Annotated in this window: 20 protein-coding genes and 2 pseudogenes; 10 read left to right on the top strand and 12 right to left on the bottom strand. The window is 72.4% G+C overall.

From position 1 onward, the window contains the following. The first annotated feature begins 47 nt into the window (after nt 1-47). Both ABT342_RS32495 and ABT342_RS32500 read left to right on the top strand, forming a co-directional pair. Nucleotides 48-224 (top strand): hypothetical protein, encoded by a 177-nt coding sequence (locus ABT342_RS32495; RefSeq protein WP_351581773.1) that lies wholly within the window; start codon nt 48-50, stop codon nt 222-224. A 3-nt stretch (nt 225-227) separates the two neighbouring features. Further along, nucleotides 228-2,168 (top strand): HEXXH motif domain-containing protein, encoded by a 1,941-nt coding sequence (locus tag ABT342_RS32500; protein WP_351581775.1) that lies wholly within the window; start codon nt 228-230, stop codon nt 2,166-2,168. Between the two features lie 111 nt (nt 2,169-2,279). On the opposite strand, the gene fxsT is transcribed toward ABT342_RS32500, so the two are convergent. From fxsT to ABT342_RS32520, 4 genes are all read right to left on the bottom strand, one after another. Continuing rightward, nucleotides 2,280-6,926, bottom strand: coding sequence for an FxSxx-COOH system tetratricopeptide repeat protein (gene fxsT / locus ABT342_RS32505; RefSeq protein WP_351581777.1), 4,647 nt, complete (start codon nt 6,924-6,926; stop codon nt 2,280-2,282). Further along, complete coding sequence (locus ABT342_RS32510) at nt 6,923-8,050, bottom strand: AAA family ATPase (protein WP_351581779.1); 1,128 nt, start codon at nt 8,048-8,050, stop codon at nt 6,923-6,925. The genes fxsT and ABT342_RS32510 overlap by 4 nt, the downstream gene beginning before the upstream one ends. Continuing rightward, on the bottom strand, nt 8,047-9,672 hold the full coding sequence (locus tag ABT342_RS32515; protein WP_351581781.1) for a VMAP-C domain-containing protein: 1,626 nt from the start codon (nt 9,670-9,672) through the stop codon (nt 8,047-8,049). Before ABT342_RS32515 ends, ABT342_RS32510 begins: the two co-directional genes overlap by 4 nt. A 116-nt stretch (nt 9,673-9,788) precedes the next feature. Further along, complete coding sequence (locus ABT342_RS32520) at nt 9,789-11,006, bottom strand: lipase family protein (RefSeq protein WP_351581783.1); 1,218 nt, start codon at nt 11,004-11,006, stop codon at nt 9,789-9,791. A 137-nt stretch (nt 11,007-11,143) separates the two neighbouring features. Here ABT342_RS32520 and ABT342_RS32525 point away from each other — a divergent pair, with 137 nt between their 5' ends. Next, entirely contained in the window at nt 11,144-11,284 is a 141-nt protein-coding gene (locus ABT342_RS32525) for a DUF6126 family protein (protein WP_351581811.1), read from the top strand. A gap of 85 nt (nt 11,285-11,369) precedes the next feature. Here ABT342_RS32525 and ABT342_RS32530 read toward each other — a convergent pair whose 3' ends face one another. After that, complete coding sequence (locus ABT342_RS32530; RefSeq protein WP_351581785.1) at nt 11,370-12,611, bottom strand: cation:proton antiporter; 1,242 nt, start codon at nt 12,609-12,611, stop codon at nt 11,370-11,372. An 83-nt stretch (nt 12,612-12,694) separates the two neighbouring features. Next, a pseudogene (locus ABT342_RS32535) lies at nt 12,695-13,171 on the bottom strand (cation:proton antiporter regulatory subunit); the annotation flags it as partial. A 128-nt stretch (nt 13,172-13,299) separates the two neighbouring features. Here ABT342_RS32535 and cbiE point away from each other — a divergent pair. Next, nucleotides 13,300-14,565, top strand: a complete 1,266-nt coding sequence (cbiE, locus tag ABT342_RS32540) for a precorrin-6y C5,15-methyltransferase (decarboxylating) subunit CbiE (RefSeq protein WP_351581787.1) — start codon at nt 13,300-13,302, stop codon at nt 14,563-14,565. Next, a complete protein-coding gene (gene cobM, locus ABT342_RS32545) occupies nt 14,562-15,311 on the top strand; it encodes a precorrin-4 C(11)-methyltransferase (RefSeq protein ID WP_351581789.1) in 750 nt (249 codons plus the stop codon). Before cbiE ends, cobM begins: the two co-directional genes overlap by 4 nt. Before the next feature lie 64 nt (nt 15,312-15,375). On the opposite strand, the gene ABT342_RS32550 is transcribed toward cobM, so the two are convergent. Beyond that, complete coding sequence (locus ABT342_RS32550) at nt 15,376-16,710, bottom strand: NsdA family TPR-like regulatory protein (protein WP_351581791.1); 1,335 nt, start codon at nt 16,708-16,710, stop codon at nt 15,376-15,378. A 161-nt stretch (nt 16,711-16,871) separates the two neighbouring features. Between ABT342_RS32550 and ABT342_RS32555 the strand changes: the two genes are divergently transcribed. After that, nucleotides 16,872-17,090, top strand: coding sequence for a hypothetical protein (locus ABT342_RS32555; RefSeq protein ID WP_351581792.1), 219 nt, complete (start codon nt 16,872-16,874; stop codon nt 17,088-17,090). A gap of 385 nt (nt 17,091-17,475) precedes the next feature. After that, a complete protein-coding gene (locus ABT342_RS32560; protein WP_351581793.1) occupies nt 17,476-18,624 on the top strand; it encodes a methyltransferase domain-containing protein in 1,149 nt (382 codons plus the stop codon). 62 nt (nt 18,625-18,686) lie between these two features. Here the strand turns inward: ABT342_RS32560 and ABT342_RS32565 are convergent, their stop codons facing one another. Next, complete coding sequence (locus tag ABT342_RS32565) at nt 18,687-19,424, bottom strand: cobalt-precorrin-6A reductase (protein WP_351581795.1); 738 nt, start codon at nt 19,422-19,424, stop codon at nt 18,687-18,689. An 11-nt stretch (nt 19,425-19,435) separates the two neighbouring features. On the opposite strand from ABT342_RS32565, the gene ABT342_RS32570 reads away from it, so the two are divergent. Continuing rightward, the gene (locus tag ABT342_RS32570; protein ID WP_351581797.1) at nt 19,436-20,578 is read left to right on the top strand and encodes a cobalt-precorrin-5B (C(1))-methyltransferase; all 1,143 of its coding nucleotides are present in this window, start codon (nt 19,436-19,438) and stop codon (nt 20,576-20,578) included. A 258-nt stretch (nt 20,579-20,836) separates the two neighbouring features. Here the strand turns inward: ABT342_RS32570 and wrbA are convergent, their stop codons facing one another. Further along, nucleotides 20,837-21,445 (bottom strand): NAD(P)H:quinone oxidoreductase, encoded by a 609-nt coding sequence (gene wrbA, locus ABT342_RS32575; RefSeq protein WP_351581799.1) that lies wholly within the window; start codon nt 21,443-21,445, stop codon nt 20,837-20,839. A 126-nt stretch (nt 21,446-21,571) separates the two neighbouring features. Here wrbA and ABT342_RS32580 point away from each other — a divergent pair, with 126 nt between their 5' ends. Both ABT342_RS32580 and ABT342_RS32585 read left to right on the top strand, forming a co-directional pair. Continuing rightward, nucleotides 21,572-22,201 (top strand): TetR/AcrR family transcriptional regulator, encoded by a 630-nt coding sequence (locus ABT342_RS32580; protein ID WP_351581801.1) that lies wholly within the window; start codon nt 21,572-21,574, stop codon nt 22,199-22,201. Between the two features lie 67 nt (nt 22,202-22,268). Further along, on the top strand, nt 22,269-23,588 hold the full coding sequence (locus tag ABT342_RS32585; RefSeq protein ID WP_351581803.1) for a hypothetical protein: 1,320 nt from the start codon (nt 22,269-22,271) through the stop codon (nt 23,586-23,588). Nucleotides 23,589-23,639: 51 nt separating this feature from the next. Here the strand turns inward: ABT342_RS32585 and ABT342_RS32590 are convergent, their stop codons facing one another. The 3 genes and pseudogenes from ABT342_RS32590 to ABT342_RS32600 form a co-directional block, all read right to left on the bottom strand. Beyond that, a complete protein-coding gene (locus tag ABT342_RS32590; protein ID WP_502965653.1) occupies nt 23,640-25,145 on the bottom strand; it encodes a precorrin-2 C(20)-methyltransferase in 1,506 nt (501 codons plus the stop codon). 11 nt (nt 25,146-25,156) lie between these two features. Beyond that, nucleotides 25,157-25,798: a precorrin-8X methylmutase gene (locus ABT342_RS32595; protein ID WP_351581807.1), complete on the bottom strand. Its 642-nt coding sequence runs from the start codon at nt 25,796-25,798 to the stop codon at nt 25,157-25,159. After that, nucleotides 25,795-26,374: pseudogene (locus ABT342_RS32600) on the bottom strand (hypothetical protein); the annotation flags it as partial. The pseudogene ABT342_RS32600 and the gene ABT342_RS32595, both read right to left, overlap by 4 nt.

Genomic DNA, 26,374 nt, shown 5'->3' on the forward strand with positions numbered 1-26,374 from the left:
GTAAGGGCGGACCGAACACCGCTCGATTTCGGGGGAGGTCTACGGCAGTGGAGAAGCCGGAAACCGCCATCAGGTCGGATCTGCCTGATTTGACGGGTACCTCCCTCGAGGAGTTGCGCGCGCGTGCAGGCGACGGCCACGAGGAAGCGAAGCAGCGGCTGCTCGAAGCCGTAGGGGGGATCGCGAGCATCGCGTCGGGAACGGAAAACAGTTGGACGTCCTGAAGCGTGAGTCCTGACATGCCCTCGGTGTCGGGAGGGCCGAAGCACTCTCTGACACTGCGGCAGTTCCAGCAGCTGGCCAGGGGCGGCGGGGACCGGGACGCCCTCGAGGCCCTTCAGCGTGCCGAGCGCAGCCACCGTACGCTCCTGCTCGACCTCCTCATGGATCTGCTGACCCCGCTGGGGCGTGTCACCGCGCCCCTGCCCGCCGCCGAGCGCGCGTGGGACCTGCTGGCCGGCGCGCAACGGCACGATCCGGCTGTGGTGGACGAGCTTCTGCTGCTGCCCGAGACGGGGCTCTGGCTCGGCCGGCTGCTGGAGCGGCTGCGCTCCGCGCCCCGGGGCCGTACGCCGCTGTGGGCTGACGCCGGTCATCTGCACATCCTGGCGGCGGTCGCCGCGGCCCGCGCGGGTCTCGACTTCTCGTTCCCCGTGCCCGTCCACGCCGGGGAGGTCTGGCTCCCGACACTCGGCCGGGCACGGCTGCCGTGCGGGCCGCCCTTCGACGTCGCGGAGGTGACCGCGCGGCAGGGCGGGATCGCGGTCGTGTCCCACTCCGGTACGGTCCGGCTGCCCCGCCCGGCCTGGCGGCCCGCCTCCGGCTGGCTTCCGCTGCGCAGGGTCGCGGCGAACGGTGACACGGTGAGCAGCGACAGGGCGAGCGGCGACACGGCGAACGGCGACGCGTCGGGCGGCTCGTGCGCGGGCCCGGACGGCGGCATCACCCTCGACGACCTGGGCCCCTACCGGATCGCCCCGCCACCCTTCGGCGTGCCCGCCCGCCTCACCGGCCCCGACGCGGACCACTGGTCCGGTCTGGTCCGGGACGCCCTCGGGATGCTCAGGGAGACGGACGCGCCCACCGCCGCCGCCGTCGGCACACTGCTGAGAACCATCCAGCCCATGCCCGCGCACGAGCCGTTCCGGGTGCGCAGCACGACGAGCTCCCAGGGCGTCGGCGGCTTCGCCGTCTCACGGCCGCCATCGGCGGAGGCCTGCGCCGCTGCCGTCACCCACGAGCTCCAGCACAGCAAACTCAGCGCGCTGATCCACCTCAGTCCGCTCCACCTCCCGGAGCGGGACGCCGGCGGACGCCTCTACTACGCACCCTGGCGCGACGACCCCCGCCCGCTCGGGGGGATGGTCCAGGGGGCCTACGCCTTCACCGGCGTGGCGCGCTTCTGGCGGGGGCGGGCGTTACGCCCCGGAGGGCGGCGCGACGTGCTCGCGTGGTTCGAGTGGGAGCTGTGGCAGCGGCAGCTCACGTACGTACTGCCCCGGCTGGCGGCCGATCCGGCGCTGACCGAGGTGGGACGGGGCGTGCTGGCGGAGCTGCGCTCCACCGTGGCCGCATGGGAGGACCGGCTGCGGTCCTCACCCGCCGCGGGCCCGGCCGCCGAGATGGCCCTGGACCACCGGACGCGGTGGCGGCTGTCCCATGTGCGTCCGTCGCCGGACCACGTGGAGCGGCTGGCGGATGCCTGGACGCGAGGCGAGGACCACGCGCCCGCGCTGCCGTGCGGCGAGCGCTACGCGGTCGGCGACTCCGGGCAGCGGCATCTGGACACGCGCGCGGTGCTCGTACGCATCGGGCTGACGGACCCGTCGGCCCTCCGGCGGATGCGGGCCGACGAGAACGGCTCCCCGCCGTCGGTCACCGGCGCCTGCCGGGCCGATCTGCTGTGGGCGACGGGGCAGTACGAGCGTGCCGTACGTGCCTACGCGGACCGGATCACCGCCGCACCCACCGTCCCGGCGGCCGCCCCGGACTGGTCCGGGCTGCGACTGGCCCTGGTGGGAGCCGAGGCCGCCCCGGACGCGGTGCGGGCGCTGGAGACAGCGCCCGAACTGGTCGCGGCCGTCCACCACCACATCCGGCGCACGACACCCGCAGCCCGGCCCCCGGGGCCCGTCGCTCTCGCGGAGTGGCTGGGCGTCAGTTCCTAGAACCTGTCTCCCGGGCCCCCCGGGCCTCAGCGGCCCCTGGGCGCCCAGGGCCGGTCCTTCAGACCTAGCCGGGCACGGCTTGATCCAAAAGACAGGCCCCAGGCCCGGTCCTCAGAGCGGCATCAGGTCGATGTCGCAGTTCGCCCTGCGCCACGCGAGCGCGTCGGCGTGGGCGGGGTGTTCGTCGCCCAGCTTCTGCCTGATGCCCTCGACGGCGGCGGCGTGGGCCTCCGCCGCCTCCTGGGCCTGGCCGAGGGCCCGCAGGTCGGAGGCCAGATTGCCGCGCAGCACGAGCGCCGTCGGATGGTCCTCGCCCATCGTCTCCACCACGAGCCGCAGGGTCTCCCGGTCGAGCTCCAAGGCGGCCGCCGCGTCGCCCTGGGCGAAGAGGTCGTTGCCGAGGTTGACCGAGGAGACGAGGGTGAACGGGTGCGTCTCGCCCAACGATTCGCGCAACCGGAACAGAGCCGATTCGTTGATCTTGCGCGCCGTGTCCACCCGGTCCAGCAGGCGCAGCGTGACCGCCGTGTTGACGTCGGCCGCGATGGTGTGGGGGTGGTCGCGGCCCAGCGTCTCCGCGTAGAGGCTGCGGCACCGCTCGCCGAGGCGCAGCGCCTCCTGGAGGTCGCCGTTCTGGCGCAGGTCGATGGACAGGTTGAGGGAGGTCTGCCGGGCGTCGGGGCTCAGCTCGCCGTACCGCTCCGTCAGCGCGTCACGGGCGATCCTCGTGCTGGCCTCAGCCGCTTGGTGGTGTCCCGCCTTGCGCTGGGCGACTCCGAGGCGTGCGATCGCCTGGAGCGTGGCCGGATGCGTATCGCCGAACTTCTCCTTGTAGTTGTCCACGGCCGCGTCGAGCAGCGTCTCCGCCTGGGCGTACTCGCCCAGCTCCTGGCGGTCCAGGGCGACGGAGGCCTCGGACGCCAGGGAGGTCAGGTCGTCCGCGCCGTACGTCTGGATCTTGCGGCGCCACGTGGCCTCGTCCAGCTCCAGAGCCCGCCGGAAGTCGCCGTTCACCCGCAGGCACACGCCCAGGTTGTGGGCGTGCAGCAGGGTCTCCGGATCCTCGTCGCCGTACGCGCGGACCGCACGCTGGTAGACGTCCTCGTCGAACTCGAGCGCGCCGCGGAAGTCCCCCTGCACCCGTCGGTCGGCCGACACCTGGCCCTTGACCCTGAGGTATTCCTCCTCGACGTCCGGGCCTGCCTCCTCCAGCGTGGCCAGCATGCGCTCACCGAGCTCGGCCGCCTCCGCGTAGCGGCCCATCCGCCATCTGACGAATCGGAGGTGGCGGCCCAGCACCAGGGTCTGCATGTCGTCCTCGCCGAACAGCTCGCGCCAGGTCTCGTACGTCTGGTCGGCGAAGTCCAGCGCGGCGTCGTGGTCGCCCCAGTAGAAGAGGTACTCCGCGACGTTGTAGACCATCTGGCGGACGTTGCGATGGGCGGAACGGGGCGCCTGCGACACGATCACATGCGGATAGAGCTCGCCGAAACGTGCCCAGTTCTGCGGGGTCCGCGGGTCGTTCGGCGCGTTCGCCGCGAGCAGGAGATGAGCGCCGTTGCGGAACCTGACGCGCTGCTCCTCGGTCATCCGCGCTTCGAGCACCGCCTGGACCAGCCGGTGCATCTGGATCGAATTGGTGCGGTGGTCGATCTTCGCGAGCGAGTAGCGGTTGATTTCCCGGATGGCCCGGCTCAGCCGGATGGGATCGGTGAACACCCGGTCCAGTTCCGGGGCGATCGGCTCGCCCGCCGCGGTGGAGAAGAATTGCCGGGAGATGGGCTCCGGCGCGAAGTAGGCGCAGAGCTGGAGAAGTTGCAACGCGCCCGCGTTCTTGCCCTCGATGTGGTCGAGGGACACGTTCCACGCGGTGGCGACGGTTTCCTCGTACTGAGTGGGTGGTGACACCGCCATGAGTTCCGCGCGCTTCTCTTCGAACACCCTCAGGTATTCGGCCGGCGGCATTCCGGTCTCGGCGCGCCAGGCGGAGGCCTGTTCGACGGCGAGCGGCAGGTCTCCGAGCACCTCTGCCAGCATGTCGGCTTCGTCCGTGGTCAGGTCCGGATTACGTCGCCGCAGAAGCTGAATGCTCTCGTCACGTTCGAACACATCGACCTCCAGCGGTTGGGCCAAGGTGTTCCACTGAGGGTTACGGGATGTCACGATTACGGAGCCTACCGGCCCACCGGGTGTTGTGCTCGGGAAGTATTCCTGCACGGCGGACGGGCTTTCCGCGTTGTCGAACACCAGTAGCCAGTTGCCGTAGGGGATTCCGGTGCGCAGGGCTTCCAGGACGGCCGGGACGGCGGTAATCGCCTCCAGACTGACCGGGAGATGCAGTCTGCGGGCCAGCTCGACAAAGGCCTGCTGAATCTGCGTCGGACGCTCGGCCGGAATCCACCAGATGACATCGTATTCGGCGGCGTGCCGGTACACGTATTCCAGCGCCAATTGTGATTTTCCGACGCCGCCCATTCCGTGGAGTGCGTGCGGCAGTACGGCGGTCGGGCCGTGGCGCAGGCCGTTTTCCAGGTTGACCAGGAGCTCTTCGCGCCCCGTGAAGACAAGGTTGCGTGGAGGCATATTGCCCCAGACCGCCGGACTCGCCGGGCGCTTGCCGCCTGCGGCGGGCTGCTGCTGGGCCGGATGTTCTGCCGCGGCGGGGACCGTGGTCACGTAGGTGCCTCCTTGTCGTGGTGTGGCGCTGTTCGGCTCGTAGGTCTGGCCTGTGACCTGGGTGATGAGCCGGCCGGGGAACTGGTCGGTGTGCTCCGGGGGCGCCGGATGATCGGGGTGCGGGGTCCTGTCCGCGGGCGCGAGTCTCTCATCGGGAGGAGGGGTGGAGGTCTTCCCGACATTCGACGGTTTCATTTCGTTTCCGGCTTCCGGCACTGTGTGACTGTCTGACTTGGCGTGGAATTCGATGTGCTCTCCGAGCCGCCGGGCTCGCCGCAGATGAGGCCCGGAGAGCGCCTGCAGTGCCGCGTGCTCGGCCTCCCGGAACCGAAGCTCGTCGGCCGATATCTCGATGGCCCCCGCGGCATCCGTGCCCGCGCTGAAGTAGCCGAGGAGTTCGCGGGCCGCTCCGCTGCTCGGTGCAAGGAATTCCGCGGCTTTCCTGAGGGCCAGTTCGGTCGCTTCGCGACTGCCCGCGGCGAGTAATTCCTCCCGTACGCCCTCGTGGAAGAGGTAGGAATGCCCGCCGCAGTCCGGCAGAGGTTTCACCAGTCCGCTGATGAGAAGTTCGGCCAGATGCGTGACACCGGAATGGGGCATCGTCTGCCGCTGGATCTCCGCCATCGTGGGCAGGTCGAGCTGGATCGCGGCCAGCCGGGTCGCCAGGGCGAAGGCGTCCTGGGAGGCCCAGGTGCGAAAGCGCGCCACACGTTCGGCCGCCGCCGGCGGGCGCGTCGCTTGCGACCCGCTTCCGGGCGCGGCGGACGTGGCGGACGCGGCTGCGGCGGACCCGGGCGCGGCGGACGCGGCTGCGGTGGCCCCGGGCGCGGACAGGGGCGCGGTGCGCGGGCGGGCGGAGGTGAGCACGGCGGGCAGGTCGGCCCAGCGTGGCGTCGCACCGGCCACGAACCCGGCCCAGGGGCCGAGCCACGCGGGCGTCATCTCCAGCACGGGAACCGGCACGATGTGACGCGCCTCGTCGGCGGGCAGCAGCGCCGCCGCCATGGGCTCCGCGGGCTCCCAGCGGATCTGGCCGTTGGCCGACCAGGGGCCGGTGGCCCGCAGCCTGACCTGCGCGGGGAAGACTCCCGTACGGTGCCAGAGCCGCTGCGGGAGCGTCTGCAGGATCACCACGGGCTGCCGCTTCCCCCACAGGGCGGTCAGCCGCTGCGCGGCACCCGACCGCCAGGCCGGGCCGACGCCGTCGGTGACGACGAAGACGATCCGCCGTCCGCTGGGGTCCACCTGGCTCCTGGGGGAGCGCGGCCGGCCGTGCGAGCCGGACCCCGCCGAGCGGAGCACCGCTGTCGGGCCGTCGGTGTCCAGCGACAGCACCTCGACGTCGCGGAACCCGCCGTGCAGCCGCAGCACCGACCGGAAGCGCTCCACGGCGGGCCGCCACACGGCCATGTGCGGGGCGGTGTCGACGACCAGGACCGCTTCCCAGCGGCGCTCGGCGGCGGGCATGAGCGCGGGTGGTAACTGGGGCGCCAGCGCGATCCGTTCTGCCGTGGCGGGTTCGTCGAGGACGAGCTCGTGCGCGGACTTCCGGTACGTACGCAGGGGGCGCAGCGCTCGGCCCAGGGCGTGCGTGCCGACGTCGCGGGGCAGGCCGAGACCCAGGCCGTACGACAGGTCCTCGGAAGGGGGCTCCGCGTGCGGGACGGGGCGGGTCGGGTGCACGGGCGAAGCGCCGGGGCGGGCCGGGGAAGGAGCGAGGGGCGGGAGGGGAGAGGGCGGCGGCGCATCGGCGGAGTGGTGATCGGCCTGGTCCGGAGCGTTCTGCTCGCCCGCCGGAACTGGAGCCGGAGCCTCGGCCGCCGGGGCCGGGCCGTCGCCCGCCGGGGCGGGCGGGGGAGGCGGGAGCGGCGGGAGCGGCGAGGGCTCCGGCCCCTGGTCGTGCTGCGGAGCCGGTTCGTGGCCGGTCAGCCAGGGGTGATGCGCCGCGATCCACAACGCATCGGCCACCTCCCACGAGTACAGCTCGGTGAGGGGCAGCCGCTCGTCGCCGAAGGCGCGGAACGGTCCGTCCCGTCCGTGCCCCGACTGCGGTGCCCCGGGGGGCGATGGTTCCCCGGTCACGCCGAATCCGCTCCTTCACCGCCCAGTGGGTGCCAGATCGCCTCGAGCACCGATTGCCACTCCGACTCATCCGCGAAGTCCGGGCCGTAGAGACCGGAAGTGGCCAAATGCGCGGCATTCAGGAGCTGATCGGCGGCGAGACCGCCGGCCCGCTCGCTGCGCAGCAGGAAGTCATGGATGAGGGACTCCTGCCGCGGCCCGAGTTCGCCGCCGAAGTGCGCCGATACGAGTTCGCCCAATGCGTGGGCGTCCGGGTCGGGAATATCGAGGCGGAGACAGCGCCGCATGAATGCTTCGGGGAACTCCCGTTCGCCATTGGACGTCATGACGATGACGGGAAAGGCATGGGCCCGGACCAGGCCGTGCTCGATATCCGCAGTCCCGCCGGGATCGGCCGTATGGACCGTGACCACCGGCTCCTGCTGCTTCACCCGTACGAGTGGAGGAACCTCGAACCAGGCGTCCTCAAAGAGGGTGAGCAGGTCGTTGGGCAGGTCGGCGTCGCACTTGTCGATCTCGTCGATGAGGACGACGCGGGGCAGCCGGTACGGCAACAGCCCGGTGCCCAGGGGCCCCAACTGCACGAAGTTGCCCGTGCCCGTGCCCGCGCCTGTGCCCGCGCCCACATTCGTATCTGCGCCCGCGCCTGTGCCCGCGCCCGCATCCATGCTTGATCCGGCCGCGGTCTGAAGGGCCTGGGCCCGCCCGATCGCGTCGTACTCGTACAACCCGTTCGCGAGCGTCGTCCGGCTCGTCACCGGCCAGTGCAGCACCCGCCCCAGGCGTAACTCCCGCGCGATGCGGTACGCGAGCCCCGACTTGCCGACGCCGGGCCGTCCGGTCACCAGGAGCGGCCTGCGTAAGAGCAGGGCGGCGTTGACGAGGCGGACCTCCTCGGGCCGGGGCACCCGGGAAACGCCCGCGGGCCCGAGCCTGCGGTCGGCCTCGTGGTCGTCCGGCGGCGCCGGCATCCGCGCCTCGGCGGCGAACGCACGCCACGGCGGCCCCGCGGGCCACGACCGCTTCTCGTACGGAGTGTCCGGCGACAGCTCTCCGTTGCCCCGGTACAAGGGCCCGGACCGCTCCTGAGCCGGGCGCGGCGACTGCTCCTGCGACGCGTTCAATCCGTCCCCCCTACGAACGTCACGGGAGCGCTCGGGCCCCCGTCGAGAAGGTGCTCGGGATCGTCCCAGATCATGCTCATCGATCGGATGACGTCGGAGTCGGAGTCGGAGCCGGAGTCGGAGCTGGAGTCACGGGCGGCGGCTCGGCCGACGGCAGCGTCCGCTTTCCACTGTTGCGCACGCTCGGGAAAGCTGACCAGACCATCATTGGCCAAGCTTTCTCTGATCATGCTGCGGAACACCTCCGACGCGCTGTCGTCGCGGTGATATATGACTATGGGTACCCCGAGGTCCAGGGCCAGACTCACTTCGCGCACGCCCAAACCTTCTCTGTCCGCCGGAGGTCGGCTCAGGACCATGCCGACGACGTCGTCGGTGCGGCCGATCTCCGCGTCCAGCCGGGCCAGATGCTCCTCGTCCACCAGGGACTTCGGGTCGGACTCGTACACGATTTCCTTGCCTTCGCCGCTCTTCCACCATGCCCAGCGCGCACGCCAGGCGCGATGGAACTCGCGCCGCTGGACCCGTTCGAGGCTGTGCAGAGTGATCTCTCGGTACTTGCTGAGCAGGGAGTTGGGGTACGGGCGCGACGGATCGCGGTCCCACCACTCCACCGGCTCGTTGAGCAACTCCGCGGGCAGGAAGAAGTCCAGGGCGACGTTCTCGGCCCGATCGTGCCAGAGCTGGGCCATGCGAGACAGTAAATCAGCTACGGAGTACGGGAGTTGGCCTCGCTGCACAGGATTTTCCGATGCGGTGCGCGCGTCCTGGTACAAGCTGCTGGAGTCCGCGTACTTGACGCAGCCGGAGACGTAGTAGCGCGAGGCCTTGCGCTCCCGGCGCCGGCCCGCCCCGCCGATCGGGGTGCGGTCCGGAACGACCTTGATGTACGCGCGGATCAGCGGACGCGTCGCCACGGGCGCCGCACGCCCCTCCCCCGCGCCGCCGCCCGCGCCACCACCACCTGTGGCGGAGGCAGGCCGGCCGAGCCGGTCGCGCAGCGCGGTCAGTCCCTCCGGGCCGTCCAGCAGCCCCCATTCGGCGCCGAAGTGGTTGTTCCAGGCCCGTATCTCGCCCACATCGGAGGCCACTTCCGGGCAGGTCGCCAGATACTCCAGGAAGACCATCCCGGGCGGCAGCCCGCCCCCGAAGCTGTTTCTGTCGGCGAGATGGGCGAACGCCTGCCAGGGGGTGCCACAGTGCGAGGGGAGCTGTATCCGGCCGCCGGTGGCCAGCTGGACGTACGAGTGGAGGTCGGACACGGACACGCTCAGCGCGCGGCGCAGCGGATCCCGGTCGCGTCCGGGGAAGGCCCGTAACGCCTTCCACTCGTCGAGGAGCTGTTCGAGCTCAGGGTCGAGCGACCGCGTCACCAGCCGGGTCACCTTGACCAGATGATCCAGCCCGCCGTCCTTGGCGGCGCATTCGAAGACCACGTCGACGAAGAGCTGCACCGGGGTCTCGAACGTGCGCCATTCGAGCCCCTCGACGCGGTCCTGGAGCCGTTTGCGCCACAGCCCGCGGGCCGCGTTGTCCAGCAGACCGCCCGAGGGGCGCGCGAGCAACTCCACGAGGTCTTCCAGGACCGCGTTCTGAGCTTCGTCAAGTCTTTGCTTGGCCACGCGCGTTCCCCTTCGCACCGTGACTTGGCCCTTGCCTGCCCTGCCGCCGTTCTGCCGTTCTGCCGCGGACGAACCAGCGTACGCCCCCGGCGCGCGGAACCGCGGCGAACCGGCTTTCACCCGGGTAAGGCCCCGGCCAGTACGCGGTAGAAATCGCCGTTCGCCCAATAGGCGCTGTGCGCGGCGGAAACCGGCTGTCCGTTGTCCACCTCCACGTCGGTGACCCCGGTGTCGCCGAAGACCCCGGCGGCGACGTACGAGAGCAGGTCCCTGCGGTCGTACACGTTGAGCCAGCGCGGGAAACCGTCCGGCAGGCCGGTGCCGAACGGCCGGGAGGGCAGCGCGTCCAGCTCGTAGAGGAGCGGCGCCTGCGAGCCGACGGTGACCAGCAGGTCCACGGTGGCCCCCGCGCCCCCCGACGCGAGCAGGTCGAACGAGACGACGCCGCCCAGGCTGTGGCCGAGCAGCACCAGGGGACCCCGGTCGTCCGGCAGCGCGCGTATGGTCTGCGCGACGTACGCACGCACGGCCTCGCCGCGTACGAGATAGCGCACGATGTCGCCGACGAAGCCGACCGAGCGGCCGCTGAGGGACGACCGGCGCGCGAGCACGACCCGCGACCCGACCGACCGCTCGAACAGCCGGGCGGTGTAGCCCAGGGCGGAGACGAGGGCCGTACCGAGCCCCCTGTCCTCGCCGCCCAGCGCGTCGGTGAGGCGGTTCACCAGCTCGTCGCGCGCCTCGGCCGGTACGGTCTGCGAACCGTGCGCGCCGTGCGCGAGCCCCCAGGCGACCAGGGCCCGCGCGGTCAGCCGCGGCAGCGCCCCGCCGGAGTCCTCCCCGGCGGCGGCCCGCCGCAGCGCCGGAGCCCCGGCCACGGCGCCCACGGCCGCCACCAGGTCCGGTTCGAGACCCGCCGCGTCCCAGGCCGCCCGCGCCGCGCCGCCGCCGTCCGCCCCGAGCCGCTCCAGCCGCCCCAGCACCTCGTCCCCCGCGCCCACCCGCCCCGGCACGAACCCGGCCCGGTCCCGGCCCGAGGACAGCGCGAGGACCTCCAGCTCGGCGAACGGATCGGCGTACAGCAGCGCCCAGCGCGCCCGCTCCTCGTCCGCCTCCCGCGGCGGCACGGACCCGGGCCCTCCGCCGTCCTGCGCGTAGCCGGGTATCGAGACCCCGTCGGCACGGAGATACGCCCCGAGCGCCGACCCCCAGTCGCACGGCTCCACCCGGACATCCGGTCTGACCCGCGCGAGCCCCGCGCGGACCGTCTCCAGCGCCGTCGTATAGGACGGCTCACGTACGCCCGTCCCGTGCACGAACAAGACCGTGACCACTGCCCGACCCCCTTTGCCGCGGTGCCCTGCGCGTCCCCGAATTGGTACAGGGGGTCACGCGGGCACACAAGAGTGACCCATGGGCAGTGCCGGGGCTTCGTACCCTGGACGCACGTATGCCGAACCCGGGAGCCGCCATGAACGAGCGCGAGCGCGACAACGAGCGCTGGAAGGAGCGTGGCGTCGCCCTGCGCGTATTCGTGTACGTCTTCGCGACGCATGCCTTCGCGGGCTTTGTCTGGCTGCTGTTCTACGTGGGCCAGAACGCGCAGAAGTGACCGTTCGTTCTCCCGGAGAAAGCACGCGCAACTCGTACAACCACCGTCCCAGGGCGCTGCCGCGTGGGGAGCTGATCAGCCGTGGTCAGCTCCCCTGCGGTGACGAGGCGATCTCCTCCGCACCGGCGGCCTCCCGCGCGGCACCCCGGGGCGGCAGCGGCGACGGGCCGTGGCGCAGCCAGGACTGGACGCGGTGGACCGTGGGGTCGGTGAAGCGGGCGGTGAGGGGGCCGAGGACGACCAGGATCAGGACGTACGCGGTGGCCAGGGGCCCGATGCGGGGTTCGGTGGCGACGGCGAGGCCCGCGATGACGATCGAGAACTCGCCGCGGGCGACGAGCGCGCCGCCCGCGCGGAGGCGGCCGCGGGGGCCGACGCCGGCGCGGCGGGCGGCGTACCAGCCGGTGAGGATCTTGGTCAGGATGGTGGCGAGGGCCAGCAGCACCGCGGGGAGCAGGACCGGGGGGATCCGCGCCGGGTCCGTGGACAGGCCGAAGAAGACGAAGAAGACGGCGGCGAAGAGATCGCGGAGCGGGGTCAGCAGGCGCCGGGCGCCTTCGGCAACCTCGCCGGACAGGGCGATGCCGACCAGGAAGGCGCCGACCGCCGCCGAGACCTGGAGCCTCTGGGCGATCCCCGCGACCAGCAGCGCGAGGCCGAAGACGACGAGGAGCAGCATCTCCGGGTTGTCGGAGGAGACCGCGCGGCTGATCCAGTGGCCGTGCCGGACGGCGACGTAGAGGACGACGAAGACCGTGCCGAGCGCGATGACCAGGGCGATGCTCCCGCCGGCCAGGCCGACCCCGGCCAGCAGGGCGGTGAGCAGCGGGAGGTAGAGGGCCATCGACAGGTCCTCGATGACGAGGATGCCGAGGATCACCGGGGTCTCGCGGTTACCGAGCCGGCCCAGATCGGTGAGGATCTTCGCGATCACGCCGGACGACGAGATCCAGGTGACCCCGGCGAGCGCGACGGCACCGACCGGGCCCCAGCCCAGCAGCAGCGCGGCGCCCGCGCCCGGGAGGGCGTTGAGGACGAAGTCGACGACGCCGGAGGGGTATTGGGCGCGCAGGCTGGTGACCAGTTCGGAGGCGCTGTACTCCAGGCCGAGGAGCAGCAGGAGGAGGATGACGCCGATCTCGGCGCCGACGGCGATGAACTCCTCGCTGGCGCTGAGCGGCAGCAGCCCGCCCTGGCCGAAGGCGAGCCCGGCCAGCAGATAGAGGGGGATGGGGGAGAGCCCGACGCGTTCGGCGAGGCGGCCGACGAGGCCGAGGACGAGGATGATCCCGCCGAGCTCTATCAACAGGATCGGGGTGCTGTGCACGGTCAGCCTCCCGGTGGGCCTGATGCGCCGGACTCACCGGATCCCTCACCCTCGCCGGTCTCACCGCCCTCACCGCCCTCACCGCCCTCCTCACCGGAGACGATCTCGGCGAGGGCGTTCACGCCCTCGCACGTCCCGACCACGACGAGCGTGTCACCGGTCGCGAGCCGGAAGTCCGGCCCGGGGGCGGGATGGGCGCTGTGGCGGCGCAGTACGGCGACGATCGACGCGCCGGTACGGGTACGGGCGCGGGTGTCGCCGAGCAGCCGGCCGGCGTAGGGGGAGCGGGCGGAGACCGGGATGTGCTCGGTGACCAGGTCGATGCCGTCGGGTGTGCGTACGGCGTCGATGGGCGCGGGGTCGATGAGGTGCGCGAGGGCGGTGGCCTCGGCGGGTGTCAGGGGCACGGAGGCGATGCACGAATCGGGATCGTCGGCGGAGTAGAACCCGAGGAAGCGGCGGCCGTCCTGGTGGATGACGACGGAGAGGTGGCGGCCGCTCTCGGTGGTGACGTCGTACTGCGTTCCGACGCCCGGGAGGGGAGTGCGCCGTGTGCCCATGGATGCCTCCCGGTACAGGAGTTGATCAGGGTGCTTTTACCGTATCATTACCCGATTTGCGCGTCCGTGGAGCCGGGGCGCCGCCCTGGGAGCGGCCGTGAAGTGGGCGAACAGTAGAGTTCCGGTCCGTGAGCTCCGACCCCCGCCCCCCGACCGTGACGGTCGTCGGAATCGGTGCCGACGGCTGGGACGGACTGACCGAAGCCTCCCGCGCCGCCCTGCGCGCCGCGGACGTCCTCATCGGCGGCCCGCGCCAGCTCGGCCTCCTGCCCGACGCACCTGAAGCCGCCGTCCTCGAAGTGTGCGCGGGCGAGCGCGTGCCGTGGCCGTCGCCCCTGCGGCCCGCCGCGCCGGGGCTGCTGGCCGCGCACGCGGGGCGCCGGATCGCCGTCCTGGCCAGCGGCGACCCCATGTTCTACGGAATCGGGCGCATGCTCGCCGAGATCGTGGGCCCGGACGCCCTGCGCGTACTGCCGCACCCGTCGTCGGTGTCGTACGCCTGCGCCCGCCTCGGGTGGGCGGAGGAGGACACGCAGACGGTGACCCTGGTCGGCCGGCCTCTCGACTCGCTCACCGCCGCGCTGCACGACGGGCGGCGGGTCCTCGTCCTCAGCGCGGGCGCGGCCACCCCCGCCGAGGTGGCGGGGCTGCTGCGCGAACGCGGCTTCGGGCCGAGCCGGATGCGCGTGCTGGAACAGCTCGGCTCGGCGCGGGAGTCCCGGGTCACCGGTACCGCGGACACCTGGGACCACCCGCCGGGCGACCCCCTCAACGTGATCGCGCTCGACTGCGTCCGGGCCCCCGGCGCCCTGCGGCTCGGCGCCGCACCCGGGCTGCCCGACGAGGCGTACGAGAACGACGGCCAGCTCACCAAGCGCCACGTCCGGGCCGCGACGCTCGCCGCGCTGGCGCCCGCGCCCGGGGAACTGCTGTGGGACATCGGCGGCGGGTCGGGATCGATCGCCATCGAGTGGATGCGTACGGACCGTTCGTGCCGTGCGATCACGGTCGAGCGCGACGCCGTACGGGCGGAGCGCATCGCCCGCAACGCGGCGGCGCTCGGCGTCCCCGCGCTGCGGGTCGTGACCGCGGCCGCGCCGTCGGGACTCGCCGGACTGCCCACCCCCGACGCGGTGTTCATCGGCGGCGGCCTCACCGCGCCCGGCCTGCTGGACGCCTGCTGGGGCGCGCTCCCGGCCGGCGGGCGGCTGGTCGCCAACACCGTGACCCTGGAGTCCGAGGCGCTGCTGGCGGACCGGTACCGGCGGCACGGGGGCGAGCTCGTACGCCTCGCCGTGGCGCACGCCGTCCCGGTCGGCGGCTTCACCGGCTGGCGTCAGGCGATGCCCGTCACCCAATGGTCCGTCACCAAACTGGGAGAACCTGAGCGATGACCGTCCACTTCATCGGCGCCGGCCCCGGCGCCGCCGACCTGATCACCCTGCGCGGGGCGCGCACCCTCGCCTCCTGCCAGGTCTGTCTGTACGCCGGCTCCCTCGTCCCGCGCGAACTGCTCGCCGAATGCCCGCCGGACGCGCGCCTCGTCGACACGGCCCAGCTCGACCTGGACCGGATCGTGGACGAGATGGTCCGCGCCCACGAGGCGGGCCTCGACGTCGCCCGGCTGCACTCCGGCGACCCGTCGGTCTTCAGCGCGGTCGCGGAACAGATGCGCCGGCTGGACGCGGCGGGCGTGCCGTACGAGGTGGTCCCGGGCGTCCCGGCCTTCGCGGCCGCCGCCGCCGCGCTGAAGCGGGAGCTGACGGTCCCGACCGTCGGCCAGACCGTCATCCTCACCCGCATCGCCCAGCAGGCCACCCCCATGCCCGAGGGCGAGGACCTCGCCACCCTCGGCCGCAGCGGCGCCCTGCTCGTCCTGCACCTGGCGGCCCGCTACGTCGACCGCGTCGTCGCCGAACTCCTTCCCCACTACGGCGCCGACTGCCCGGCCGCGGTCGTGGCGATGGCGAGCCGCCCGGACGAGGTGGTGCTGCGCGGCACGCTCGACGACATCGCGGGCCAGATGAAGGCGGCGGGGATCACGAAGACGGCGGTGATCCTGGTGGGGCGGACGCTGGCGGCTTCGCAGTTCCGGGACAGCCACTTGTACGACCCGGCGCGGGAGCGGCACGTCTGCTGAACGGTGTGCGTGAGGGCTGACGCCCGCTACGGGCCCCGGGCACGGCAGCCCGAAGCGTGCGCGATTACGCCGCTGCGGCCTTCTGCCGTGCCACCACCCGTACCCGCTCACCGAGCTGCCGCACAGCCCGGCTGTTCGGCTGCGCCTGGACGTTCTTGCGCAGAGTGGCGAAGTGCTCGTCACCCCGCGAGGTGGACAGCGCCGTGTAGTCGTCGAGGAACCGGTCCCACGTCGCGCATGCGGCCTCGACGTGCCCGGACTCCCATTGCCGTGAGGCGAGAACGCCGTTCGCGTGGACGCGGCCCTGACGCTCGTTCCCGGGCCGCTCCCGGTTGGACCTCTGCATGGCTTTGATCGATCCGGGGAGGTCGCCCAGCGCATACAGGATGTGGGAGACGTGGAAGTGGTAAGCGGCCTGGTCGTAGCCCCCCACCGCGTCGTTGCGGCCGTCCGCCTTGGACAGGGCCGCTTCGGTCTCCCGCAGCCGGGCGAAGGCCTGCCGCCGGTCCTTGACCATCGCGGCGCCGTGGGCCTGCTGGCCCCGGAGGAACGCGGTCAGGCGCGGTCCCGCCGCCGGCGCGGCCTCGGCCGCCGAATCCGCGTACTCGAGAGCACGCTGCCCATGGCCGAGGTTCGACGCCTGTAGGGCCATCCCCCGCAGCGTGCGGCAGTACGTGACGTGGTCCTGCGCGTCCTTGGCCAGATCGAGGGCCTGCACGAAGTACTTCTGCCCGAGACTGTGCGCCCGCTCGTACATAGCCATCCAGCCCGTGAGATAGACGAAGTCGGCGGCGGCGGCGAGCAAGTCGTCACGAACCTTCGACGTCGCGTCGGCGCCCAGCCACGACAGGACCGTGTTCGCGAGGAACGCGGCGGCCATCGGGCGGGCGTGGCCGCCGCCGAGATCATCCAGGATGTTCGCGATGTGATCGGTCATCTTCTGGACCGTCGCGACCTCCCCCGGGCCGATCCGGACCGTACGTCCGGCCTTGGCCTCCTTTTCGGAGGCGTTGAGCCGCTCACCGACATCGGAGAACTGCGGCACCATGAGCGCTGCCGAGTACAGACCGGTAGCGAGCACGCCGCGTCGTGAGGGGTCCATATCGCCCCTGACAAGGTCGGCCAGATCGGTGACCGTGTCCGCGCTCTCGCCGGGGAATCCGGCTTCGGCGCACGTGACCGGGCGCCTGATCCGGCGGGCGAGCGCTTCGGCGATGACCGGCCGAGCGGCTTCCTTCGGAAGCGTGCCCTTGAGCCAGTACGTGACGGTGCTGGCGCTGTAGTTCAATGCCAGGCCCGCCTCGGCCCCGGCGCGGTTCACCGCCCGCGCGAGCTGCCCGTTTCCCCAGTCGGCCTCGGCCATCAAGGCGGCGAGGGCGGTGTTCGGCGTGCGCCCCATTCCAGCTCCTCCCTGGCGTTCAACGCATTCAACGGACTTACCAGCATGGACCGTTCTCTCGATCGGTGTACCCCCGTTGAATGAGTACCAGCCATCCGGGGCCAGAGGTCAGAACCCCGGGCCCGGCCGCCCCGCCACCCCCATTCCGAGGAGAAGTCCTCATGACGACCGTCGACTCGTTCGGCCACGAAAAAGACCCGCGGATCGGATGCACCGTGCGCGATATCGCCTCAAGGCGAAAGGGTGAGCTGACGGCCATAGTGCAGGAGAAGGTCAGGGACAAGAGCGGCCACGAGCGTTACGTACGCGTCGCCTACATCAAGGCCGCTTCGGGCATCGAGTGGTCGACGGCTGCGGACAATCTCTCGGTGACCCCGTGAAGCGCGGGTGCCCCGAGTGCGAGGAGCTGCGGCGCGAGTACGCCGGCGGCGGCGATCGCGCGGACCTGCTCGAGCGGGTGGCACTGCACGAGGCGATGGCCCATCCCGAGCGGATCGAGCCTGCCTCTGAGCATAGATCCCCATAGCTCCCGCCCGATCGGCACAGTCGGGTCGGGCGGAAGCGCGGCACCATCAGAAACGACACGGAGGAGCACGCAGTGAGCAACCTGCAGATCGCTACCGCAGCCGACGGCGGAGGCGGAGATCAGGGCGGCGATGGGCACCCTGGCACTCCTTGGACGCCTCCGCAGGAGCCGCCGAGCCCCGACGGCTCCACGCCGCCCGGCGACGGGACGCACCGCAAGTGATCGGCTCTCCTGGGCAGGTGGAGCGCCCTGGCCGTACTGAGCTGGGGCGCTTCCTCCTTGAGTCGCGCGCGATGTCGTCGGACTGGGCTCCGGCCTTCGCGGCCGTCGACCGAGCTCTGTTCCTGCCCGCTCTGATGTGGCCCCACGACATGGAGACCGGCAAGTCCGTGGCCGTCAGCCGGAACGACGATCCGGAAGCCTGGTACGGATATGCCGACCAGGACATTCCGATCGTGACCCAGTGGGACGACGGCAAGCACCATGGCCGTGAGCCGGGCACCGTATCCACCAGTTCCAGCTCAATGCCCTCGCTGGTGTACGGGCTGCTCGCCGAGCTCGACGTCCAGCAAGGCATGAGCGCGCTCGACATCGGGACCGGGACCGGTGAGACGGCCGGCCTTCTGACGCACCGGGTCGGACACGGCAACGTGACCACCGTCGACATCGACCCCGCGGTCTCCCGCCGGGCGCGCGAGCGGCTGTCTGCTGTCGGGCTCTGTCCGAACGTTGTCGAGGGCGACGGCCTGAGGGCTGCTCTTCCCGGTGGGCCCTTCGACAGGACCTTGATCACTTGTGGCATCCGGAACTTCGGGAACGTGGTCAGCGAGATGGCCGAGGGTGGGGTGATCGTCGCCCCCTGGGGCACGCACTACAGCCATGCGGACGCCGTCGCTCGCTTGGTCGTTGAGCGGGGGACGGCCGGCGGCCATTTCACCAGACCCGCGGAATTCATGAAGGCACGTTCTCAGCGTGGCCCGGCGATCGTGCACGGGCACTATCTCGGCAGTGTGGACGAGGGCGACCGCACCACGACCGAGGTGACGGAGGACGCCTTCACCACCGCCAAGTTCGGCCCGGTCCACTTCGCGGTGGGGCTGCGGGTGCGGGACATCGTGAAATCCGTGGCGGACAAGCGCAATGGCGCGCGTCCGGTCTGGTTCTACGGCCCGAGCGACAAGTCGTGGGCGTGTGTGATGTTCCGCGACGGCGCCGAAACGGCCGTCTGGCAGGGAGGCCCGCGCCGCCTGTGGGACGAAGTCGAGGCCGCGTTCCGTTGGTGGCTGGAGAACGGCCGTCCTGCACACGACAGGTTTGGGCTCACCGTCACCCCGGACGCGCAACGGGCATGGCTCGACGACCCGGGCAACTCGTGGGCAATCCGCTGACGTGAGAGGAAGCTGCGCGGCACGCTGGGGACCGGAGAGGCCGCAAGCCCTGACCGCGCGCCTCACCCCCGCGCGGTCACCCACGCCAGTGCCTCCCCCGGCGTCGCCGCCACCGGTACGCCTTCCGGGACCGGTGGGCGGCGGACCACCAGGACCGGGATGCTCGCCTCGCGGGCGGCGGTGAGCTTGGGGGCGGTGGCCGCGCCGCCGCTGTCCTTCGTCACCAGGACGTCGATGCGGTGGCGGTGCAGGAGGTCCCGTTCGCCGTCGAGGGTGAAGGGGCCGCGGTCCAGGAGGACCTCCATCCGGACGGGGAAGGGTGGCTCCGGGGGGTCCACGGAGCGGACCAGGAACCAGGTCCCGTCGACGGGTGCGAAGGCCGCCAGGCCCATGCGGCCCGTGGTCAGGAACACCCGGCGGCCGAGTGCCGGAAGCAGGCGGGCCGCGTCGGGCAGCGAGTCGGCGAAGTGCCAGTCGTCGCCCTCGACGGGGGCCCACCCTGGGCGGCGCAGGGCCAGCAGGGGAACATGGGCGAGGTCCGCGGCCCGTGCCGCGTTGAAACTGATCGTGCCGGCGAAAGGATGGGTGGCGTCGATGAGTACGTCCACCTGGTGCTCGCGCAGCCAGCCGGCGAGGCCCTCCACCCCGCCGAAGCCCCCCACACGGACCTCGCCCGGCGGCAGCCTCGGGGCGGCGACCCGGCCCGCGAGCGAGGTCGTCACCCGGGTCCCGTGCGCGTGCAGGGATTCGGCGAGGGCGCGGGCCTCGGTCGTACCCCCGAGGAGGAGAATGTGCTGCATGGGGTCCTTCCGTGACTGAGGCTGCGACGACCGGCGGGCGCAGCGCCCAACTCAAGCACACGGGCCTGCGGCCCGGCTGGACGACCGGTGCCTGCGCGACGGCCGCGACGACCGCCGCGTACACCGCGCTGCTCACCGGCGATTTCCCGGATCCGGTGACGATCACGCTGCCGAAGGGGCAGACGCCGGCGTTCGCGCTGGCGGCGGAGGAGATGACCGGCGCGTACGCCATGGCGGGGATCGTGAAGGACGCGGGCGACGACCCGGACGTCACGCACGGGGCGCTGGTGCGGGCGACGGTACGGCTGCTGTCGGCCGGGTCTGGCGTCGTCTTCCGGGCCGGTCCCGGTGTCGGTACGGTCACCCGGCCGGGGCTGCCGCTCGACGTCGGGGAGCCCGCGATCAATCCCGTACCGCGGCAGATGATGCGCGAGCACATCGCGCGCGTCGCCGCCCGGCACGGCGGGACGGGTGATGTGGAGATCACCGTCTCAGTGGACCACGGCGAGGAGATCGCCCGTTCCACGTGGAACCCGCGCCTCGGGATCCTCGGCGGGCTGTCGATCCTCGGCACGACGGGGATCGTGGTGCCGTATTCGTGCTCGGCGTGGATCGACTCGATCAGGCGGGGCGTGGACGTGGCGCGCGCGGCGGGCCGTACGCATCTCGCCGGATGCACGGGGTCGACGTCCGAGAAGACCGTCGTGGCCCTGTACGACCTTCCCGAGGACGCCCTGCTCGACATGGGGGACTTCGCGGGCGCGGTGCTCAAGTACGTACGCAGGCACCCGGTCGACCGGCTGACCGTCTGTGGCGGCTTCGCGAAGCTGTCGAAGCTGGCGGCGGGCCATCTGGACCTGCACTCCGCCCGCTCCCAGGTCGACAAGGGCTTCCTCGCGCAGCTCGCGAGGACCGGCGGGGCGGACGAGTCCCTGGCGGTCGAGGTGGCCGCCGCGAACACGGGCCTGGCCGCGCTCCAGCTGTGCGCGGCGCGCGGCGTCCCGCTGGGCGACCTGGTGGCGGCGGGCGCCCGTGACCAGGCACTGTCCGTCCTGCGCGGGGCGCCGGTGGTGGTGGACGTGGTGTGCATCGACCGGGCGGGGACGGTGGTGGGGCGCAGCGCCCCCGCGGGGCCGGGAGCCGCCCGACCCTGACGGGGGCCGACGCGCCCGGCCCCCGGCTGCGGCAGCTTCGCGCCGCGGGTGGTGGGTTGTTCCGCACGCCCGGGTGCGGCGGCTGCGCGGCCCGGCCGGCTGTGGGGCCGACGCGCCCGGCTGCGGCAGCTTCGCGCCGCGGGTGGTGGCTGCCCCGGCCCCCGTGCGGGGCAGCTTCGCGCCGGTGGGTTGTCCCGCGCGCCCGGGTGCGGCGGCTTCGCGGCCCGGCCGGCTGTGGGGCGGCACGGTCGTACGGGCTCAGGCCGCCGCGCCCGCCCGCAGTCGGGCCGTGATCGTGGCCAGGCGTTCGCCCTGGTAGCGGGCGGCTTCGAGGGTCTCGTCGGTCGGGGCGCCGGTGCCGCCCGCGTGGGAGGTGCCGTAGGGGTTGCCGCCGGCGCCGTAGACCACCGGGCTGGTGAAGCCGGGGGAGACGATGATCGAGCCCCAGTGGTGCAGGGTGTTGTAGAGGGCGAGCAGCGTGGACTCGTTGCCGCCGTGCGCGTTGTGGGCGCTGGTGAAGCCGGTGGCCGGCTTGTCGGCCATGGTGCCCTGCTGCCACAGGCCGCCCGTCGTGTCGAGGAACTGCTTCAGCTGCGCCGCGATGTTGCCGAAACGCGTCGGCGAGCCCAGCGCGTACGCGTCCGCCCACGCCAGGTCGTCGAGCGTGGCGATCTCGACGTCCTTCGTGGCCTCCACGTGCTCGCGCCACGCGGGATTGGCGTCGATGGCGGCGTCCGGCGCCAGCTCCGGTACGCGGCGCAGACGGACCTCCGCGCCGGCCTTCTCCGCGCCTTCCGCGACGGCCTTGGCGAGGTGGTGCACGTTCCCGGTCGACGAGTAGTAGATGACCGCAACCTTGGAGCTCATGGCGTGTTCCCTTCCCATCCTCAGCCCGTCCTGGCCGAGCAGTTAAGTGGATTGCTATCCGCTTTGATGGGACGACATTAATCGGATAGATATCCGGTTCGCAAGAGGGTCCGATAACCTCGTGCCGTGGGAGACAAGCACGGCCCCGGCCGCACCGAACTGACCGTCACCGGCCAACCCCCTGTCGAGCGCGCGGACGCCGCCCGCAACCGGGAGAAGATCCTCGACGCGGCCGCGCGGCTCGTCGCCGAGCGCGGGCCCGAGGCGCTCACCATGAACGCCGTGGCGCAGGCCGCCGGCATCGGCGTGGGCACGGTCTACCGCCGCTTCGGCGACGTGGCGCAGCTGCTGCTCGCGCTGCTCGACGAGCGCGAGCGCCAGTTCCAGGCGGCCTTCCTCAGCGGCCCCGCCCCGCTCGGCCCGGACGCCCCGCCCGTCGACCGGCTGCGCGCCTTCCTCCACGCGCTGGCCGATCACCTCGCCGAGCAGCAGACCCTGATGTTCGCCGCGGAAGCCGCGTCACCGGCCGCGCGCTACACCAGCGGCCCGTACCTGGCCATGCACCTGCATGTGACGATGCTGCTGCGTCGGGTACGGCCCGAGGACGACGCGGCGGACGCGGCCGTCCTCGCGCACATGCTGCTCGCCCCGTTCCTGCCGAGCCTGTTCCGGCATCTGGCGGTCGCTCGCGGGACGACTTCCGATCAGATCAAGACGGGCGTCGACCGGCTCCTGGACGGAGCGATCCCCGACTGACCTTCCCGACGGAGCGTCATGTTCTATATTCCTGGGGTTCTTTGGAAGATCGACCTCGGGGGAGTCCATGAAGACGACGCGCGCGACCGCACTCGCGGCGCTCTCACTCTCGCTCTCGTTCACGCTCACGGCGTGCGGTGGCGGATCACCGGACGGCGCGGATCCCAAGGCGTCGTCGCAGGGGACTTCGTCCGCCTCGCCGCCCGCGTCCGCCGCGCCGCGGAAGCCGATCCCCAAGGCCTTCGACAACACCAAGGGCTGGACGGCCGTGGAGAAGGACGACCAGGACAACCAGGCCGACCTGGGGATGCCGACGTTCGCCCCCGACGCGGGTCTGCTCCTGCTCCGGCAGACCACGGGCTTCGACGACAAGCAGACCTCGCACATCGTCGCCCGCGACGCGAAGACCGGCGAGAGCCGCTGGAGCGGCAAGCCGATGCCCACCCAGACGCCGGCCAACTTGTACGTGACCCACAAGGACGGCAAGGAGTACGCCGTCCTCGTCACCTCGGGCACCGAGGGCGAGGACGCCGTCAACAAGGGAACCCAGGTCACTCGTATCGCCACGTACGACACGGCGGCCTCCAAGGGTGAACAGGCCGCGCCGGTCAAGGAGACCACGATCCCGGGAGGCGCCGCCGACGTCAGCGTCCCGGCGGACGGCGGCATCGCCGTGCTGAGCGGTGAGGATCTCATGGCCGTAGTGGATGTCGTCTCGGGCAAGGTGACCACGCACGACAAGAAGAGCCCGGCTCTGAAGTCCCCGAAGCCGTGCCCCCAGTTCTTCGGAGCGTGCGACGACCGCCCGTGGATCATCGGGCAGGCGAAGGCCGGTCTGCTGGTCCAGGGAGAGGGGGCCTTCTGGGTGGCGGGCGGCTGGTTCGCCGAGGACGTCGCCCCGGCCGGGGCGACCCCCAGCGAGGGCATGGACATGGTGGAGCCCTACCCGTCGCCGGACGGGAACGTGGTGGCGTCCTGGCCGATCAAGGACGGAATGACCTCGGACGAGATCTGGGCGGTGCACGACGGGAGTACCGGCAAGGTGCTGGCCACGGTCACCTGCAAGAAGCAGAGCAACACGGAGGTCACGCCGTTCCGCTCGCCCGACGGCCGCTACCTGGTCGCCGACCTCGCGGTGTTCGACCTGAAGGCGAAGCGCGGTCACTGCACGGACGAGACCGACGACCGGGCCCGGATCGAGGTGAAGGCGGTGGACAGCGACGGAACGGCGTACGGCGAGGCACCCGGTACGGCACCGGTCTCGTTCTCCCTGGCCACGGGCAAGGCGGCCGAACTGCCGGAGGGGACGATGCTGCCCGACATGATCGGCGCCGACGCGGCCGTCTTCTCCACCGAGGACGGCGTGCTCGTCTACCCGCGGCGCTGAGCAACACCCGAAGGGGGGCGGCCGTACGGCCGCCCCCTTTTTCAGCCCTTCTCAGCCCTCCGGGTACGTACGCGGCGTCCAGACGATCTCCTCGCCCGCCCCGCGCCTGACCTTCCGCGTCTGCGACGAACCGACCAGCAGCAGCGTCCTCATGTCCACCACCGCCGGGTCCAGTTCGGCGAGCGACACGATCCGTACGCTCTCCTCCGCGCCGCCCACATCGCGGGCGACGACGACCGGCGTGTCCGGGGCCCGGTGTTCCAGGAGCAGTTCGCGGGCCTTGGCCACCTGCCAGGTGCGGCTGCGCGAACCGGGGTTGTAGAGGGCGAGCACGAGATCGGCCAAGGCCGCCGCCCGCAGGCGTTCCGCGATGACCTCCCACGGCTTGAGCCGGTCGGAGAGCGAGATCGTCGCGTAGTCGTGCCCGAGCGGGGCGCCCGCGCGGGCCGCCGCTGCGTTCGCCGCCGTCACGCCCGGCAGGACCCGTACGGGAACGTCCGCGTACGGCTCCTGGGCCGCCACCTCCAGCACCGCCGTGGCCATCGCGAAGACCCCCGGGTCGCCGCCCGACACCACGGCCACGCGCCGCCCCCGCCGCGCGAGGTCCAGGGCGAACTCCGCGCGCTCCGACTCGACCTTGTTGTCGGAGCCGTGGCGCAGCTGACCGGGGCGTACGGGGACCCGGTCCAGGTAGGTCGTGTAGCCGACCAGATCGTCGGCGGAGGACAGCGCCCCCCGGGTCTCGGGCGTCAGCCACAGCGGCCCCGCCGGGCCCGTGCCCACGACCACGACCTCGCCCCGCTCGCGCGCCTCGGGCGCGGTGACGTCGATCCGGGAGGGCAGCACGGCCACCGAGAAGTACGGCACCGACTCCGGGTTCACGTCCGCCAGCCGGTCCGTGCGCTCGCCGGCCATCGTCGCCCGCTCGACGTACCGCGCGTCGTCGAGCCGGCCCGCCCGCTCCAGCGCCCGGCGCACGGCGGGGAAGGTCCGGCCCAGCTTCATGACGACGGCCGAGTCGGTGGCGGCGAGCCGGGCCGTCAGCTCCTCCTCCGGCAGCGTGCCGGGGATGATCGTCAGGACTTCCTCGGCCTCGCACAGCGGCTCACCGAGCCGGGCCGCGGCCGCGCTGACCGACGTGACGCCGGGGATCACCTCGGTGGGATAGCGGTGCGCCAGCCGCTTGTGCATGTGCTGGTACGAGCCGTAGAAGAGCGGGTCGCCCTCCGCGAGCACGGCGACGGTCCGGCCGGCGTCGAGGTGCGCCGCGAGCCGCTCGGCAGCCTCCTCGTAGAAGTCGTTGAGCGCGCCCCGGTAACCGCCGGGGTGATCGGTGGTCTCGACCGTGATCGGGTACATCAGGCGCTCTTCGATGTGGTCGGAGCGCAGGTGCTTCGCCACGATGGAGCGGGCGATGGAACGGCCGTGCCGGGCGCTGTGGTACGCCACCACGTCGGCCTCGGCGATGGCCTCGACCGCGCGCAGCGTCATCAGGGAGGGGTCGCCGGGTCCCAGCCCGACCCCGTACAGCTTGCCCGTCGCGCTCACGCCGTTCACGCTCCCGCCGCTCATTCGACCTCACTCGCTATCGCGTTGATCGCCGCGGCCGCCATGGCGCTGCCGCCGCGCCGTCCTCGTACCACCAGGTGCTCCAGCCCCGACGTGTGCTCCGCCAGCGCGTCCTTCGACTCCGCCGCGCCGATGAAGCCGACCGGTACGCCGATGACGGCGGCCGGGCGCGGCGCCCCCTGCTCGATCATCTCCAGGAGCCGGAAGAGGGCGGTGGGCGCGTTGCCGACGGCGACGACCGCGCCGTCGAGCCGCTCGCGCCAGAGTTCGAGGGCGGCGGCGCTGCGCGTCGTACCGAGCTCGGCGGCCAGCGCGGGCACGGACGGGTCGGAGAGCGTGCAGATCACATCGTTGTCGGCGGGCAGCCGCTTGCGGGTGACGCCGCTGGCGACCATCTGCGCGTCGCACAGGATGGGCGCGCCCGCGCGCAGGGCGGCGCGGGCGCGGGCCACGACGGCGGGTGAGTAGGCGAGATCGCGGACGAGATCGACCATCCCGCAGGCATGGATCATCCGTACCGCGACCTGGCTCACGTCGGCGGGCAGCGCGGCGAGGTCGGCCTCGGCGCGGATCGTGGCGAAGGACTGGCGGTAGATCTCCGCGCCGTCCTTCTCGTAGTCGAACACGGTCTTCTCGCTCATTTCGTCGTACGGGCCGCCGCGATCGCGCCGGCCAGTCCCTCATCTGTCGGTACGTCGATGTCGCGCACGGTCACCCGGTACGTGCCCGCGCCGGTGGCGAGCACGTCCACGTACTCCCCGTGCGGGTGCCCGCAGCGACGCTCGCAGCCGGACCAGTACACGGGCAGCCCGCCCCGTCCCGGCGTCGCGTCGGCCCGTACGTCGGCCAGCGACTTGCCGCACCCGGGCAGCCCGGTGCAGGCTCCGACGCCGTACCAGGGCGAGTCGGCGCGGGTGATGAACCCGGTGGCCTCAAGCGCCGCGAGCCGCGCTTCGGCGGCGGGCCGGTCCGCGAACCCCGGCACGACGACCCCGCGCCAGGGGGTCATCCTGAGCTCGTCGCCGGGCGCGGGCAGCAGCGCCCGCACCTGCGCCCCGGTGATCCGCCCGAGCGGCGCGGCGACGGAGACGGCCCAGGTCCCGGGGCCGTGGACGAGGCCGAGCGGGGGGTGGGGCGCCTGCGGCGGGGGGGCGGGCGGGGCGGGGGGGGGGGGGGCCCCCGGGCGGCCCCCCCCGCCCCCCCCGCGCGCGGGCGCG

The sequence above is a fragment of the Streptomyces sp. NPDC000410 genome (genome assembly GCF_040300305.1).
GTDB lineage: Bacteria > Actinomycetota > Actinomycetes > Streptomycetales > Streptomycetaceae > Streptomyces.